The sequence below is a fragment of the Halorubrum sp. SD683 genome (assembly GCF_002135045.1).
Classification (GTDB): Archaea; Halobacteriota; Halobacteria; order Halobacteriales; family Haloferacaceae; genus Halorubrum; species Halorubrum ezzemoulense.
The window spans coordinates 1-14,872 of the sequence record NZ_NEWJ01000067.1 but is presented as its reverse complement, the minus strand read 5'-3'; the positions used below and the strand labels follow the sequence as shown (position 1 = coordinate 14,872).

General features: G+C 70.2%; 19 protein-coding genes and 1 tRNA gene. 11 read left to right on the top strand and 9 right to left on the bottom strand.

Features of this window, described 5'->3' with window-relative positions; genetic code table 11:
• On the bottom strand, positions 1 to 631 hold a 631-nt coding region (gene upp / locus B9G49_RS13350), incomplete at its 3' end, for a uracil phosphoribosyltransferase (RefSeq protein WP_086216697.1).
• 93 nt (positions 632 to 724) lie between these two features.
• On the bottom strand, positions 725 to 964 hold the full coding sequence (locus tag B9G49_RS13345) for a hypothetical protein (RefSeq protein WP_086216696.1): 240 nt from the start codon (positions 962 to 964) through the stop codon (positions 725 to 727).
• A gap of 58 nt (positions 965 to 1,022) precedes the next feature.
• On the opposite strand from B9G49_RS13345, the gene B9G49_RS13340 reads away from it, so the two are divergent.
• Together B9G49_RS13340 and B9G49_RS13335 are read left to right on the top strand one after the other, a co-directional pair.
• On the top strand, positions 1,023 to 1,349 hold the full coding sequence (locus B9G49_RS13340; protein ID WP_086216695.1) for a hypothetical protein: 327 nt from the start codon (positions 1,023 to 1,025) through the stop codon (positions 1,347 to 1,349).
• Between the two features lie 96 nt (positions 1,350 to 1,445).
• Positions 1,446 to 1,685, top strand: coding sequence for a hypothetical protein (locus tag B9G49_RS13335; RefSeq protein ID WP_049932002.1), 240 nt, complete (start codon positions 1,446 to 1,448; stop codon positions 1,683 to 1,685).
• Positions 1,686 to 1,712: 27 nt separating this feature from the next.
• Here the strand turns inward: B9G49_RS13335 and B9G49_RS13330 are convergent, their stop codons facing one another.
• Entirely contained in the window at positions 1,713 to 3,029 is a 1,317-nt protein-coding gene (locus B9G49_RS13330; RefSeq protein WP_086216694.1) for a GTP-binding protein, read from the bottom strand.
• A gap of 163 nt (positions 3,030 to 3,192) precedes the next feature.
• Between B9G49_RS13330 and B9G49_RS13325 the strand changes: the two genes are divergently transcribed.
• The 4 genes from B9G49_RS13325 to B9G49_RS13310 all read left to right on the top strand — a co-directional run bounded on the left by B9G49_RS13325 (position 3,193) and on the right by B9G49_RS13310 (position 6,924).
• On the top strand, positions 3,193 to 3,399 hold the full coding sequence (locus tag B9G49_RS13325) for a hypothetical protein (protein ID WP_086216693.1): 207 nt from the start codon (positions 3,193 to 3,195) through the stop codon (positions 3,397 to 3,399).
• 94 nt (positions 3,400 to 3,493) lie between these two features.
• Entirely contained in the window at positions 3,494 to 3,790 is a 297-nt protein-coding gene (locus tag B9G49_RS13320; protein WP_049932143.1) for a hypothetical protein, read from the top strand.
• A 28-nt stretch (positions 3,791 to 3,818) separates the two neighbouring features.
• The gene (locus tag B9G49_RS13315; protein ID WP_086216692.1) at positions 3,819 to 4,772 is read left to right on the top strand and encodes a TRC40/GET3/ArsA family transport-energizing ATPase; all 954 of its coding nucleotides are present in this window, start codon (positions 3,819 to 3,821) and stop codon (positions 4,770 to 4,772) included.
• A 265-nt stretch (positions 4,773 to 5,037) separates the two neighbouring features.
• Complete coding sequence (locus B9G49_RS13310; protein WP_049931995.1) at positions 5,038 to 6,924, top strand: carbon starvation protein A; 1,887 nt, start codon at positions 5,038 to 5,040, stop codon at positions 6,922 to 6,924.
• 50 nt (positions 6,925 to 6,974) lie between these two features.
• Here the strand turns inward: B9G49_RS13310 and B9G49_RS13305 are convergent, their stop codons facing one another.
• On the bottom strand, positions 6,975 to 7,649 hold the full coding sequence (locus B9G49_RS13305) for a hypothetical protein (RefSeq protein ID WP_049931993.1): 675 nt from the start codon (positions 7,647 to 7,649) through the stop codon (positions 6,975 to 6,977).
• Positions 7,642 to 8,022, bottom strand: a complete 381-nt coding sequence (locus tag B9G49_RS13300; RefSeq protein WP_049931992.1) for a cupin domain-containing protein — start codon at positions 8,020 to 8,022, stop codon at positions 7,642 to 7,644. Before B9G49_RS13300 ends, B9G49_RS13305 begins: the two co-directional genes overlap by 8 nt.
• Before the next feature lie 127 nt (positions 8,023 to 8,149).
• Between B9G49_RS13300 and B9G49_RS13295 the strand changes: the two genes are divergently transcribed.
• From B9G49_RS13295 to B9G49_RS13280, 4 genes are all read left to right on the top strand, one after another.
• A complete protein-coding gene (locus B9G49_RS13295; RefSeq protein WP_049931991.1) occupies positions 8,150 to 8,401 on the top strand; it encodes a hypothetical protein in 252 nt (83 codons plus the stop codon).
• A gap of 122 nt (positions 8,402 to 8,523) precedes the next feature.
• Positions 8,524 to 9,210 carry a DUF5828 family protein gene (locus B9G49_RS13290; protein ID WP_086216691.1) on the top strand — a complete coding sequence of 229 codons (687 nt, stop codon included), beginning with the start codon at positions 8,524 to 8,526 and terminating at the stop codon, positions 9,208 to 9,210.
• A gap of 76 nt (positions 9,211 to 9,286) precedes the next feature.
• A complete protein-coding gene (locus B9G49_RS13285) occupies positions 9,287 to 9,526 on the top strand; it encodes a hypothetical protein (protein WP_086216690.1) in 240 nt (79 codons plus the stop codon).
• A gap of 55 nt (positions 9,527 to 9,581) precedes the next feature.
• On the top strand, positions 9,582 to 9,956 hold the full coding sequence (locus tag B9G49_RS13280; RefSeq protein WP_049931986.1) for a helix-turn-helix domain-containing protein: 375 nt from the start codon (positions 9,582 to 9,584) through the stop codon (positions 9,954 to 9,956).
• 18 nt (positions 9,957 to 9,974) lie between these two features.
• Here B9G49_RS13280 and B9G49_RS13275 read toward each other — a convergent pair whose 3' ends face one another.
• Together B9G49_RS13275 and B9G49_RS13270 are read right to left on the bottom strand one after the other, a co-directional pair.
• The gene (locus tag B9G49_RS13275; RefSeq protein WP_086216689.1) at positions 9,975 to 12,104 is read right to left on the bottom strand and encodes a S9 family peptidase; all 2,130 of its coding nucleotides are present in this window, start codon (positions 12,102 to 12,104) and stop codon (positions 9,975 to 9,977) included.
• Positions 12,105 to 12,284: 180 nt separating this feature from the next.
• The gene (locus B9G49_RS13270) at positions 12,285 to 12,878 is read right to left on the bottom strand and encodes an IMP cyclohydrolase (protein WP_086216688.1); all 594 of its coding nucleotides are present in this window, start codon (positions 12,876 to 12,878) and stop codon (positions 12,285 to 12,287) included.
• A 320-nt stretch (positions 12,879 to 13,198) separates the two neighbouring features.
• Between B9G49_RS13270 and B9G49_RS13265 the strand changes: the two genes are divergently transcribed.
• Positions 13,199 to 13,271: transfer RNA gene (locus tag B9G49_RS13265), tRNA-Gln, on the top strand.
• 95 nt (positions 13,272 to 13,366) lie between these two features.
• Here the strand turns inward: B9G49_RS13265 and cgi121 are convergent.
• Positions 13,367 to 13,960 carry a KEOPS complex subunit Cgi121 gene (gene cgi121 / locus B9G49_RS13260; RefSeq protein WP_086216687.1) on the bottom strand — a complete coding sequence of 198 codons (594 nt, stop codon included), beginning with the start codon at positions 13,958 to 13,960 and terminating at the stop codon, positions 13,367 to 13,369.
• Positions 13,957 to 14,872: helix-hairpin-helix domain-containing protein (locus tag B9G49_RS13255; protein ID WP_233125217.1), on the bottom strand; the 916-nt coding region annotated here is incomplete at its 5' end. The genes B9G49_RS13255 and cgi121, both read right to left, overlap by 4 nt.

Here is a 14,872-nt window from a genome sequence, read left to right as displayed (position 1 = left end):
CGATGAACCCGTCGTCGTCTAGGTGATCGTCGATGGCGACCGTCAGCAGGTCCGCCTCCGGGACGGCCTCGCTCACGCGGACGAGGCCGGCGGGCGCGGAGACCGCGGAGAGCACGAACAGGTCCTCGAAGTCGTCGGCCTCGTCGAGGACGTGGTCGAGGACGGCGGTCATCGTCGATCCCGTCGCGAGCATCGGGTCCGCGACGATGACGGTGTCCTCCGGGCGGATCTCGGGGAGCTTCACGTAGTCGATGGTGATCGGGAACTCGCCGTCGTCGGTCATCCCGGCCGCCTCGTCGCGACCGGCGGAGATGACGCCCTGCTTCGCGCGGGGGAACGCCTTCAACAGCCCCTCGACGAAGGGGGTCGCGGCCCGGAGGACGTTGATGATCACCACGTCGTCGAGTCCTTTCACGCGCTCGCCGGTCGTCTCCGCGAGCGGGGTCTCGACGGGGACGTACTCCGTCTCCATCGCGCCGTCGATGATCTCGTAGCCGCAGATCCGCCCGAGCTTCACCAGCCCCTTCCGGAACGCCACCTGTTCCGTCTCGGCGTCGCGCAGCCGCGAGAGGGTGTCCGTCGCCAGCGCGTGCGTGATGAGGTACGCGTCGTCGCGGTCTTCGATCGTCATTATACGGAACCGCGCCCGGAACGGTCTTAAAACGTGGCGAATCGAGCGCTCGCCGGACCGCGACCGGAGGGCAGCCCCCTCCGGCGACCGCACCTAGCGGAGCGCGACGACGTACGTCACCGCGAAGAGGATCACGGCGAGGGTCGCGACGTTCCGGAGCGACAGCGTCGCCGTCCCGACGAAGTCGAGCCCCCAGACGATCATCCAGGCGAACCACGCCGAGAGCACGGCGTTCATCGCGAGCAGCACCTTGGGATCGCCTGAGGAGCGCTCGACGCCCTCGCGGATCCCGGCCTCGTCGCCTCCCTCGTCCGTGCGCTCCTCGGCACTCATACGCGGATTCGCGGCTGTGCGCCACTTAGCTCTTGTCCGTTCGGGCCGTACGGCCCTCATGGTCGGCCCGGTCCGCCTCCGCAACCGACGCGGGGACCCCATCGATCCGATCCCCTTCCTCGTGACGACGGGGCTCGCGTTCGCGCTGGTCTTCTCGTTCGGGCCGCTGTACGGCCTCGCCTACGGGCTGTCGCTTTCGGCCGCGCTTGCCCTCTCGGCGCTCGGGTTCGTCGGAGTGACCATCGTCGCGTACCGACAGCTCGTCCGGTCCGCGCCTCCGGTCGGTGCCGGGGCGCTCCCGGCCGACCTCCGGTTCGAACGGCTGTTGTACGCCGGGGTCGTGCTGGGGATCGCGTTCCTTGCGCTCACGCTGCCGCTGCTGTGACGGGGCGCCGAGCGCGGGGCGGCCTCCGCGGGTCGGCTGTGCGAATCGGTTACACGACACCGGGGGACTAAGATGATCGATGCGGATCATTACGATATGGGCATCTTCGAGACGGTAACCGACGCGCTGGCGGGGTCGACGGGGACGGCGCCCGGGGCCGCCGGCGACGACGGCTCCGAGGGGGCGTACTGGTGCGACGACTGCGGCGTCCGCGTCCGCGACGTCGACGTCGACGACGAGGGGCTCGACCGCGACGCGGAGGGGACGCCGACGTGTCCCGACTGCGGCGACCCGATGCGGTTCGCCCGCGCGACCGGGGGCGACTGCGCCTGCTGATCGCCGACCGCCGGTCGCGTCGAGAGGTTACGGCTCCCGGAGCGCGACCTCGGCGCCCTGCTCGCTCGGGAACGGGGCTGGGCCGACGTCGGCCGGGTCGTCACCGATCCCCGGGTCGCCGAGCTCCGCGAGTTCGTCGTCGGTCAGAAGCGCGTCATCGAGCCGGTCGACGAGCGGTGCCTCGTCGACTCCCGTGCCGATGACGACGAACTCGGTCCGGCGGTCGCCGTGGTCGTCGTCCCACTCTAGCTTCGGGCGGTTCGAGCGGAGCATATCGCGCTCGACCGACGGCAGGCTCGCGATCCACGGGCCGAGCGCCTCGACGCGGACCGACCGACCCGCCTGCCCGACCTGCTGGCGCTGGTCGGTGCCTGCGACCCACAGCGTCCCCTTCGAGCGGACCACGTCGGCGGGGAGGTCTCGGAGGAGAGCGGCGAGTCGGTCCGGGTGGAACGGCCGCCGGCGGCGGTAGGTGAATGAGGTGACGCCGTACACCTCGTCGGGGTGGCGGTGGTCGTGGGCGTGGTCGCCGTCGCGGCCGTGGTCGCCGTCGTGAGCGTGGTCGTCGTCCGTCCCGCTATCGGCGTCGGCGTCGTCGACCTCGGCGAGCGCGCGCTTCCAGCCGGGGAGTTCGCCGAGTTCCCGCTCGTCGAACAGCCCGACGCCGAGGATCCGGTCCGGGTCGACCGCGGAGAACTCCGTGACGACCGTCTCCGCGTCGGGCTGGAGCGCGCCCACGAGGTCGACCGCCTCGTCGATTTCCGCGTCGGTACAGAGGTCCGCCTTGTTACACACCACGAGGTTCGATACCTCGACCTGCTCGACGAGGAGGTCCGAGAGCGGCCGGTCGGCGTCGTCCTCGTCGCCGGTCGCGGCCCCGGCGCCGGCGTCGGGAACGACGCGCCGCTCCGGCGTCTCGTCGCCCGCGAACGCGTCGAGGAACTGCCGCGTGTCGATCACGGTCACCAGCGCGTCGACCCGGTACCGGGCCGCCGCGCGCGACTCGGTCGTGAACAGCCGCGCGACCGGCGCGGGCTCCGAGATGCCCGAAGACTCGACGACCAGGGCGTCGAAGGAGCGCTCGTTCGCGAGCCGCACCACGGCGCTTTCGAGGTCGTCCTGAAGCTCACAGCAGATACAGCCGTTCGACAGCTCCGTGACGCCCTCGACATCGACCTCGGACTCCTCGGCGATCAGGTCCGCGTCGACGTTCACGTCCCCCATGTCGTTGACGAGGACCGCGATGTCGCGGTCGCCGGCGTTCCGGAGCAGGTGGTTCAGAAGCGTCGTCTTACCCGCGCCGAGTCCCCCCGAGAGCACGGTCACCGGGATGCGGTCGTCCATACGGGCGGATCGGACACGACGCTCTTGAACCCCCGGCCGACACACGGAAACTCGGGCGGCGGGGCGAAAACCGGGCGGCGCGCGGGGCCGGCCCGGGGGGTGAGACCGACGCGGACCGGTCCGAGCCGATACGTTGATACGCCGCGGTCGTCGTACTCGCGATATGGTTCTGTCCGCCTCCGCCGTGTCGCTCGTCAGCGTCTCGGTGACGGTGCTGATGGTCGCCGCGATGCTGTATCTCGTCTGGGGATCGCTCGACAGCGACATCCACACGCCGAGCCCCGGTAGCGAGGACCACCCGGAACTGGACGACGACGGCGACGACAGCGACGAGGCGTCGGGCGAACTTCCGGACGGGAACGCCGCCTGACGCCGCGACCGCCGAGGCCGATCCGGCCGCGGTCCGCCCTTCGGCGGCCCGGACCGCGACAGGTTTTAACAGGGGAAGAGTGTCATGAGGAATGATGACAGTAGCAGACCGGATCGAGCGGTTCCGGGCGGTCCTCGAGGAGTGGGTCCGGGGCCTGTACCACGGGATGATCACGCACCCGGCCTACGAGAAGATCGAGAAGGAGGCCGAGGACGCCGAAGACGAATTCATGCTGGCGTGTTTCCCGGACGCGTTCGGGATCCCGTCGCCGGTGTCGTACTACACCGCCGAGCTGCTCCCGTACCTCGAAGACGAGTTCGAGGCGTGGGAGCGGCGACTGTGGGACCGCGAGACGCTGCTAGAGCGGAAGGGGCAGCAGTACCACTTCTGATGACCGGACGACACTCACGCCGCGACTGATGGAGCAGTTCGTCTTCTTCGGCGGCAAGGGCGGCGTCGGCAAGACCACGGTCTCGTGCGCGTACGCCCACCGCTGCGCGCGAGACGGTCTCCGGACGCTCGTCGTCTCGACCGACCCGGCCCACTCGGTGTCGGACGTGTTCGACCAGCGGTTCGGCGACGAGCCCGAGTCGGTCGCGGACGTCGACGGGCTCGACGCGATGGAGATCGACCCGGAAGACGAGATGCAGCGGCACCTAACGGAGATCCGCGAGGCGCTCTCGGAGCAGGTGTCGGCCGCGATGGTCTCGGAGATCAACCGCCAGCTGGAGATGTCCCACGGGACGCCGGGCGCGTACGAGTCGGCGCTGTTCGACGCGTTCGTCGACGTGATGCGCACGGAGAGCGAGCCGTACGACCGGGTCGTGTTCGACACCGCCCCGACCGGGTCGACACTCCGGCTGCTCGGGCTCCCTGAGTTCCTCGGCGACTGGATCGACCGGCTGCTGTACAAGCGCGAACAGTCGATCGACCTGTTCGAGAAGGCGGCGATCGGGGACATGGAGCCCCGGCGCCTGCTGGAGGGCGACCCCGTGATCGAGCGGCTCAACGAGCGCAAGGAGTTCTTCGAGTACGCCGGCGAGACGATGCGCACGGACGCCGCCTTCTTCCTCGTGTTGAACCCCGACCAGCTCTCGGTCAACGAGACGGAACGGGCCATCGAGGCGTTCACCGAGCGAGACCTGCGGGTCCGCGGGCTGGTGGCGAACAAGCTCACGCCGTCCCCTGACGAGGAAGAGCAGGGGCGCGGAGCGCGCTACCTCCGCGAGAAGGTCGAGACCGAGCGCGAGCGGCTCGCGCAGGTCCGCGAGGGGTTCGACCCGCCGCTCGTCGCCGAGATCGAGTCGCGCACGACGGAGGTCCGGGGGGACGTGCTCGCCGACGTGGCCGCGTCGCTCGACGTGGAGCCGTAGATCCGTCGGAGTCGAGCGCGCGGCCGCGAGCTGGGAGAGCGCGCGCGGCGATCCTACTCGATCGCGCGCGGCGACTGCGGTCCGTCCGGGTGCGCGCGAGGTGGGTCGACGGGCGATCTGGGCAGATTTTACCTATTAGTCAGAGAAATTAACTTCGTTTCGACGGTGAGTAGCGTTACTCGATCCGGGGGAGTCGTCGATCGTCATGAACGAAGATAACGTTTAAGTTCGACATAGTGAATCGATACCACGAGGCAGGGACCTTATGACAAGTATAATTTGGATCGTCGTCGCCGTGCTCAGTACGTTCACCGTGGGATACGTGGGGTACTCGCGGTACCTCTCTCGTTTCGTCGATCTCGACGACGAGCGGGAGACGCCGGCACACAAGTACGAGGACGGCCAAGAGTACGTACCGGCGAAGAAGCCGGTTCTGTTGGGGCATCACTTCTCAAGTATCGCGGGCGGCGCGCCGATCGTCGGTCCGATCACCGCCGGAGCCATCTGGGGCTGGGTGCCGGCGCTGTTGTGGGTCGCCATCGGCAATCCGCTGATGGGAGCGGTCCACGACTTCATCTCGCTGTCCGGGTCGATGCGACACGAGGGGAAGTCGATCGGCTACATCATCGGCGAGTACGTCGGCGAACGCGGCAAGGACATGCTGCTGTGGTTCGCGTTCCTCACCATCATCCTCGTGGTGGCGGTGTTCGCCTTGGTCGTCGGGATCGTGTTGAACGCGTTCCCCTCGGCCGCGACCGCGAGCCTCGTGTACATCGCGCTGGCGTTCCTGTTCGGCGTCTACCTGTACCAGCTCGACGGCCCGTTCCTCCCGGGGACGGTGGTGTTCGTCGCGGGCGTGTTCGCGGGCGTCTGGCTCGGTATCCAGTACCCGATCGCGCTGTTCCCGGCGGTGGAGTCCGGGGCGTTCCCCCAGGGGACCATCGTGCTCTTCGAGTTCCTCGGTAACGGCGGGTGGCTGCCCGGAGCGGTGATGAGTGCGGACGCCATCCTCCAGCCGAACGTCGCCGCGTGGGTGCCGGTCATCCTCGTCTACGCGACACTGGCGAGCGCGCTCCCGGTGTGGGTGCTGCTTCAGCCCCGCGACTACCTGTCGTCGTTCCTCCTCTACTCGGGAGTCGGCGGCGCGCTGCTCGCGATTATCGTCGGAACGCTGCTCGGCACCTCGGCCCAGCCGCTGACCGTCGATCCCTCCATCGGCGCGTACATGGGCTTCTTCGGTAGCGAATTGGCCGTCGATACCCGGGGTATCACGCCGCTTTTCCCGCTGTTGTTCGTGACAATCGCCTGCGGAACCATCAGCGGGTTCCACTCGCTGGTGTCCTCCGGGACGACGGCAAAACAGCTGAACAAGGAGAGCGACGCTCGCCTCATCGGCTACGGCGGGATGCTCGGTGAGGGGCTGCTCGCGTCGGTCGCCATCTCGACGCTCGCGGTGGCCGGGGCGACCACGGCGGCCGCGGGCGGCGGCATCGGCGGCGCGCTGCCGAACTTCGCGACCGGCGGGGGGATCATCCTCACCAGCCTCGGGATCCCGCAGGGCGTCGGCGCGCCGTTCATGGCGCTCGTGTTGGTGAGCTTCCTACTCACCTCGACCGACACCGCGGCGCGGCTCGGTCGGTACATGATGGAAGAGATCGTCGGAACGACCGGGAGCGGGACGACGACGGGCTTCTCCGCCGACCTCGGGAGCATCGCCAAGGGCCGGTACACGAATCCGGCCGTCCAGTCGCTCGTCGCGTACCTGCTCGTCATCTCCGGCGAGTGGGTGACGCTGTGGGCGCTGTTCGGTGGCGCGAACCAGCTTCTCGCGGCGCTGGCGCTGCTCGCCGGCACGGTCTGGCTCGCGAACTGGGACGAGTCCAAGCAGCTCGCCTCCACCGGCGTCCCGATGACGATCATGGTGACGATCACCGTTCTCGGGCTGTCGTGGGTGGCGCTGTGGGACAACCTCTATCAGAAGCTCATCCTCGGTAACGTGGCCGGACTCAGCGGCCAGATATCGGCGGTGGTCCAGATGGGGCTCGCGTTCGTCCTCATCTACCTGGCCCTGTCGCTGGTGCGGATCGGCTACGACAACATCACGACCGTGCGGAGCGACAGCGGAGCGGCCGCAGAACCGAGCGACGACTGACTGAGATCGGCCCGGTTCGGCGCGGTTTTTTTCCGAACGACCGGCGACGGTCAGCGCCAGAAGCGCTTCGCGAACCGCGAGAAGAACCCTTCGTCCGGCGAGTCGACCCGTTCCCACAGCCGGAACGCGGCCGCGGTGTCAGCGTTCTCGCTGGCGACGAGTGCCTCGCGGTCGGGCGCGACCGCGACGAGGTTCACCTCGTAGTGGCCGTAGTAGCCGAACTTCAGCAGCGTGCGGTCGCTGAACCCGGCGACGAAGTCGGCGACGTCGTCCGGGATACGGTCGGCGACGACGACGACGGTGACGTCCGTGCCGTAGTGCTCCTCGTGGCCCTCGACGCGCTCGTCGGCGACGTCGTGAGCGAACTCGACCAGTCGCTCTAGCTCCCCGACGCTCGGGGTCGACACCCGGCGGACGTACACGTACTCCCGCATGTCGTGGTCCGCGTAGCTCAGCGCCGGGTGGAGGAACTGCTTCTGATTGCGTACCCGCATCTCGGCGGTCATCTCGAAGCGCTCGCCGTCGACGACGGCGTCGCGGTCGAGGTCGTAGCTGTACATCAGCCGGTCGGAGACGCGGTCGAGGTACTCGTCGTCGTACTCGGGGACGGCCTCGCGGATCTCCGCCGGCAGCTCCTCGGGGGCGCGGCGGTCGTCGGCCCCCGCCGGGTCCGCGGCGTCGGCACCCCCCTCGCCGTCCGCCTCCGGCTCGGCACGCTCACTCATCGGCGGGCTCGTACGCGACCGCGTCGCCGTCGGCCGGGGGCGCACCGATCGCCAGCACGGTGACGGGAGCGTCGGCGTCGGCCGGGTTGTACGCCCGTTGGGGGCTCTCCGGGTCGACGACGAACAGGTCGTCCGCGGGCACCTCGTATGTCTCGTCGGGGGTCTCGATCGCGAGGGTGCCGTCGAGCACGTAGAACGCCTCCTGTTGGGTCTCGTGGTAGTGGTACGCCAGCGGGAGCTGCTCGCCGGGGGCGGCCCTGAATCGGTTGATCGCCGCGGCGTCGAGCCCTCCAGAATCGGACAGCTTTCGACACTCGCACGGCCGGTCCGGCTCCGGGTCGACCGAGTCGACGTCGACGACACGATATCCCATGTGAACGCATTCCACGGAGCGAGTGAAAAGGGCGTCGGGAGCGGAGCGGGCGCGAGCGCCCCCGAGGCGTCGTTTTCCCGAGGCGGAGTTTTAACCGGGAGGACCACGTCGTGTGATGTGAGAGACCATGACAGACGAAGGAGACGAGGCGGACGGCGCGGTCGAGGCGGAGGCCTGCGGCCGCTGCTCGATGTCGACGGTCGTGGGGGCGGTGGCGAGAGACCAGTCCCCCGAGGAGCGCGCCGAGCGCGACCCGTTCCGCGGCGAGCGTATCGAAGTCGACGAGTCCGCCGTCCGGCGCGCGTCGCCGGCCGGCTACCTCGGCGAAGTTAAAGAGCGGCTCGACGCGGTCGCGCGCCGGATCGCGTACGGCAGGTGAGCGTCGCAGCGGTCCCGGCCGAGGAGGCGCGCGCCGTAGCGGTTCCGGCCGGCGAACCGAGCGGCCGAGTCCCGTCAGTTCGGAGAGACTTATACCCCTCCGTTCCGTAATGAGGGCAACCGATGGAAGAGAGCATCTCCGGCTTCAAGGTGCGCGGGGACTGGGGCGACGTCGTCGAACACGGCGAGCGGATCGCCTTGGCGCTCCGGGAGGTGGGCGTCGACAGCGACGCCTACTACGAGTTCGACGAGTGGCGTCCCAAGACCCACGAGCGCATCGACGAGGACGTCTCGGAGAAGACCGCGGCGCAGGCGTCCGTCGACGAGGGAGAGGGCGAGCGCGCGGGAAAATCGCCGGGCGACGACCTCCAGACGGCCGGCGAGAAGCTCACCGAGTCCTACGAGAAGGTCGAGGAGAACGACACCGAGAGCGCCCGCGAAAGCTGGGGCGAGTCGATCGGACACGTCGCCCGGGCGGCCGACTCGGCCGGTCGGAAGGCGATCCGGAAGGTGGAAGACGCCGTCTACCGGAACGTGATGACTCAAGTGGCGCCGTACTACTTCGACAACGATCTCGTCAGCGCCAACATCCAGGAGGTCGCCCGAGCCGAGGACGGCGAGACGTTCGTCTTCGAGGTGAACGTCAACGACGACGAGCTGAAATCGGAGGTGTCGGCGGTCCTCGACGAGTACGAGTCCGAAATCGACCGCTGGCACGTCGAGACCGAGAAGCGGACCGACGAGGTCGCGGCCGCCGAGGGCGTCGAGCCGCCCGCCGAGGAGGGCGGGCCGGACTCGACGACGACGTGAGGCGGAGCGTGTCGGGCGGCCGCGAACGCGGAGCCACATCGGTCGTCTTTAACTCGCTCACCGCTGAATCGAGCCCATGAGCGAGGTACTCCGAGTCGAGGCGGGCGAGCTGTCCGTGGACGAACTCATCGACGCGCTCAACGACGGGCAGCGGATCCTCGTCGACGTCGAGGTCGCGGGCGCCAACCACGAGGTCGCCCTCCGATACGACGGGGAGACGTACCACTGCGACACGCCGACGAACCTCCACCGGCACGCCGACGAGTCAGGGATGCGCGGCTGTATCAACCAGATGGGGTACGCCGCCAAGGAGTGACCACCCCGAGTCAGAGAAACCGGCATTTAACCTCGCCGCGCACGAATCGGCCCGCATGAGCGACCCCGAAATCGAGGACCTCGTCGGCGACGGCTCTCCCTCCTTCGAACACGTCCTCTCTTGTGTCTTCGGCGTGCGCGACCACGAGAGCCGCGCGTACCTCGCGCTGCTGGAGTACCCGGGCAGCACCGTGTCGGAGCTCGCCGACGCGCTCGACCGGGACCGCTCGAACGTGAACCGTTCGCTGTCGACGCTCCGCGAGAAGGGGCTCGTCGAGCGCCGCCGCCGCCTGCTCGACTCCGGCGGCTACGTCTACCAGTACACCGCGACGCCCGTGCCGGAGGCCAAGCGCCGGCTCCACGACGCCCTCGACGAGTGGGTGGCCGACGTCCACGACGCCATCGACGGGTTCGAGCCGGACGAGAGCTGATCGCGTCGCTCGCGGCGACTACGTCTCGGACTCCGCCGAGTCCTCCGGCTCTTCTCCGGCGCTCAGCCCGTCGTCCTCAGGGCGGTCGAGCGCGCGCTCGGCGTCGTGGTGCTCGGAGTAGCCGTCGAACCAGCGGGCGATCCGCTCGATGCGGTCGACGACGTGCGCGGGCTCGCCGGACCGCGAGAGCTCGTGGCCCTCGCGGGGGTACCTGACGAATCGGGTGTCGACGCCGTTCTTCCGTAAGAGCCGGTGGTACAGCTCCGCCGTACAGATCGGCGTCCGGGTGTCGTCCTCGGAGTGAATCAGCAGGGTCGGGGTGTCGACCGCGTCGGCGTGGCCCGTCGGCGACTGCTCCCAGAGCCACTCCGGCTCCGCCGAGGGCACCGTGTCGAAGTCGCCCTCGACGAGCTTGTACGCCGCGTCGGTCGACCCGTAGAAGCCGGTGAGGTCGTAGACGCCACGCTGGGAGACGGCCGCGCGGAAGTAGTCCGTCTGCCCGACCGCCCACGCGGTCATGAACCCGCCGAAGGAGCCGCCGGTGACGAACGCGTTCGAGTCGTCGATCTGGGGGCGGTCGGCGACCGTCTCGACGCCCGCCATCACGTCGCGGAGCGTGATCGCGCCCCAGTCGCGCTCGATTGCTTGCGTGAACGCCTCGCCGTAGCCGGTCGAGCCGCGGGGGTTCGACCAGAAGACGGCGTAGCCGCGGGCCGCGAGCGTCTGGAACTCGTGCCACATCGTTCCGGCGGTCGACCACATCGCGTGCGGGCCGCCGTGGATCTCGACCGCGAGCGGGTACTGACCGTCCGCGTCGGCGGACTCGGCGTCACCGGCCTCGGCCGGCGGGGTCAGCAACCACCCCTGGATCTCGACGCCGTCGGACTCGAAGCGAAGCTCCTCGGGCTCGCCGACCGCGCGCTCGTCGAGGTAGTCGGCGTTCAGGTCGGTCAGGCGGGTCGTCTCGTCGGCCGCGGCGTCGTAGGCGAACGCGTCGCCCGGGTGGTCCCACTCGCTGGCGGCGAACGCGACGGTGACCGACTCGGGACCCGCGTCGGCGTCGCCCCCGACGGTCGCGCCCGAGACGGTCCCCGGCCGGAGCAGGCGCTCGGGCGTCTCGCTCCCGTCTGCGGGGACCCGCCACAGCGCCGTCTGCCCCTCGTCGGGCGTCGCGAAGTACAGCGTCTCGTCGGCCGGCCCCCACTGCGGGGTCGTCCCGCGGCCGAGGCCCCGGTCGACACCGCCGGTGAGGTCGGTGACCGAGCCCGACTCGACGTCGAGGACGCGGAGGTCCGTCGGCTGCATCGACACCTGCTTCGGCTCCGCATGCGTGAACGCGACGCGGCCGTCCGTGGTCGCCGCGAGGTCGGCGCCCCACCCGGTCGTGGTGTGGACGCGCTCGGCCTCGCCCGCGTCGAGGTCGTGGGCGTGGATCGCGATCTCGACGGAGTCGTCGGGGTCGTCGCCGACCGCCTCGGTGTAGTACAGCGTGTCGGCGTCGCCCCACGACGGCGCGGCGAAGTCGGCCTCCCGGTCCGTGACTCGGTCGACCGCGCCGGACTCGGCCGGGTCGGGGTCGGTGACGCCGCCGACCGTCGCGTCGGCGTCGACGACGTACACGCCGGGGCGTCGGCCGTCGAAGTGACGCTCGGCGGCGCGGTAGACGGTCCGGTCGATGACGCGCGGGTCGGGGTGGTCCTCGGGCTCGTAGTCGTCCGGCACCGCGAGGTCGCGGTCGGTCTCGCGGTCGTCGGCGGTCACGGACTGGACGAAGGCGATCCGCTCGCCGTCGGGCGACCACGCGATCGACGAGACGCCGCCGACCACGTCGGTGACGCGACGGGCCTCGCCGCCGTCGAGCGGGAGGACCCACAGCTGCTGGGGGTCGTCGGCCGCGCCGCGGGTGGAGGTGAACGCGATGCGGTCCCCCGAGGGACTCCAGCGCGGCTCGGCGTCGGCGCCCTCGGCGAGGGTGAGGCGGCGCGGCTCGCCCTCGCCCGCTGCGTCGACGAGGTACACCGTCGTCTCGTAGCTGTCGTCGTCGTTCGGCTGTCGGCGCACGAAGGCGACGCGGTCGCCGCCCGGCGAGATCCGGGGGTCGGACGGGACCGCGATGTCGTGGTAGTCGGCCGCGGTGATCGGCTCCATGGGTGTGGGTCGGACGGGGGAGGCAAAAGGCGTCGGGAGGCGGAAAGGCGAGGATCGACAGGCGGAAGGCCGCGTGTCGGGGGCCGGAAAGGCGAGCGTCAGGAGACGGAAAGCCGGGCGGCGGCGCGAGCGACGCCGACGCCGAGTCCGCGCCGTGGGCAGCGCCCAGTCGTCCGTCGCTCAGTCGCCGCCGTTGTCGAACGCGAGCGAGACGCCGTCTGCGTCGACGGTCGCGCCCGCGGCGCAGACCGGGTGTTCGAGGTCGGCGCCGAGCAGTTCGGTCGCGACGGGCTCGGCGTCGGTCGCGGTCAGGTCGTACGGCTCGGGAGAGTCCGTCTCGTAGGTCGCGACGACGGTCGGCTCCTCGACGGCCTCGACGAGGAGCGCGTCGCGGCGGACAGTTCCGATCGTCGCCGACTCAGCGCCGACCACGCCGGCGACGCGAGGCGTGTCGTAGTCGTCCTTCTCGTAGTCGAGCGCGAGCAGCGCGGAGGCGAGCGCGTCGCGCGCGGGGTACCCGCGCTCCAGTTTCTCCGCGATCGGGTCGACGTGCGAGCCGTTGCCGAGGACCGCCAGCGGCTCCTCGGTCGGGGTCTCGACCGCGCGAGCGCAGTTGTACGAGACGTAGGGGTTGTCGGTCTCCGGCGCGTCCGCGGTCGGGCCGACGGTGAGCGTCCCGCCGCGGTCGCGGACGCGGCGGTTCGGGAACGAGCGCGAAGAGACGCGGTAGCCGCCGATGCCGGGCGCGACGACGACGAATCGTCCGACGTACATACATTTTCGTGTGTATCGAGTCGCATAAAGCGCATCGATATGCGCACGAACGCGATCCGTGGGCGAGATGCCCTCTTCATGATCTGCCGCCGGCGACGGCGGGGCGGTGACGGCGGGGCGGCGACGACAACAGTGGGGACGGGACGGCGACGACAACAGTGGGGACGGGACGGCGACGACAACAGTGGGGACAGGACAGCGAGACAACAGTGGGGGCGGGCAGCGACGCCCGCCGGCGCCCGCCGATGCTTGTCAACCGATCGCACGACGACCGCAACGCGCAACGCTTACAAACACGTACTGGCTATCCGTAGGTGCGCAGTCCATTGGGGTAGTGGCCAATCCTGTTGCCTTCTGGGGGCAACGACCCTGGTTCGAATCCAGGATGGACTACTTCTCTCGGCTTCGTTTCGAGTGGAACGGAGTGGCATCCACGTCTCGTGGTTTCCAGTTGAAACGAAGGGGTACCGATGAGCGGGCGGCCGCCGTCACTTCTCGACGTCCAGCAGGGCGACCCGCTCGCGGACGACATCGGCGAGACCGCCGGTAGTCGCGGTGAGTTCGCGATCAGTGACTCCGTAGAACTCGCGCACCCGCTCCTTGTCGAAGTCGACCGGAAGCCCGGAGTCGTCGGGGTCGGTGCGCGAGTCGGCGGCGAGTTCGCGAACGGACTCGGTCGCCTCGTCGAGGTCCGCGGACGGGCGGTCGGCGCCGGACACGTCACCGAAGTCCGCGACGAGGACGACGGCGCGCCGCTCGCCCTCCGAGACGCCGAGTTCGAGCGCGCGGTCGATCTGCCTGCGCCCGGCCGCGTACAGCAGGACCTCGACGCCCGGGTCGCGCGCGACGGCCTCGCCGCGAGCGATCGCCCGCGCCGCCAGTCGCGCCGCCTCGCGGAGGTGCGTCGGGGAGACGACGAGGTCGGCGTCGAACGCCTGGACGACCGCGCCGGTATCGGCCGCAATCGCGTCGAGGTCCGCGAGAAACGCGTCGAGGTCGTCGATCGCGAAGGTGCCGGCGACGAGGCTGACCCCGGGGTCGGGCGCTGGCATCCCGTCGCCGCCGGCCGCGGAGTCGGTCATCCAAAATCACCCAGGCTGGCCTGTCCGTCGCCGTCGGCGTCGGCGTCCGCGCCCGCGGTCGCCGCCGCGGAGGCCGAGCTGTCGGGGTCGACGCCGTCGAGCGAGGGGTCCTCGCGGCCGGCGTTCTCCAGGATGCGCTCGGCGGTTCGCTCGCGGCCCCGCAGCGCGCCGAGGACGACCGCCTTGTCCGCCTCGCGGAGGTCGGCGCGGCTCTCGATGCCTGCCTCGTAGAGGCGGCGGGCGCGCTTCCGACCGACGTTGCGGACGCCGGCGAGGTCGAGGAGTTCCTCCCGGACCCCGTACTCTAGCCGCTTGCGGGCCTCGCGCACCTGGACGACGGTGTCGCCGTCGATCCCCTCCACGTCGCGCGCGAGCGTCTCGGCCGCCCGGAGGAGCCACTCGGCGGTGTCGACCTTCCCGCGGATGTCGCCGGGGCCGACGCCGTACCGCTCCGCGATCCGGTCCTCGTCCACCTCGTTAGCCCAGTCTTCGAGCAGGCGCCCCGTCTTCAGCGCGGCGAGCCAGTCCTCGAAGCGCACGTCCTCGTACTCGGAGGGCACGTCGCCGAGGAGCTCCGCCTCGCGCTCGTAGCAGACCTCGGTGTACTCCTCGCGGTCGCCCGACTTGAGGTACAGCTCGTAGGTGTCGGGCGTCCGGCTGACGAGGTGGTAGAGTCCGAGCGGCGTGACCGCCGGGGCGGCGTCGCCGGCCGACGCCGGCCCCTCTGAGGCGGGGTCGTCCGGTTCGTCCTCGCCGGCGCGAGTGTACGTGGTGAACCCGGGGTCGTCGGCGTCGGCGGTCGGGTCGTGGGCCGCGACGAACTCGCCGGCCGCGTCCGCGGAACCGACAGGCCCGGACCCGTCGTCCGGGCCGGTCCGAAGCCCGGCCAGGAACCACGCCGCGCTCACCGGG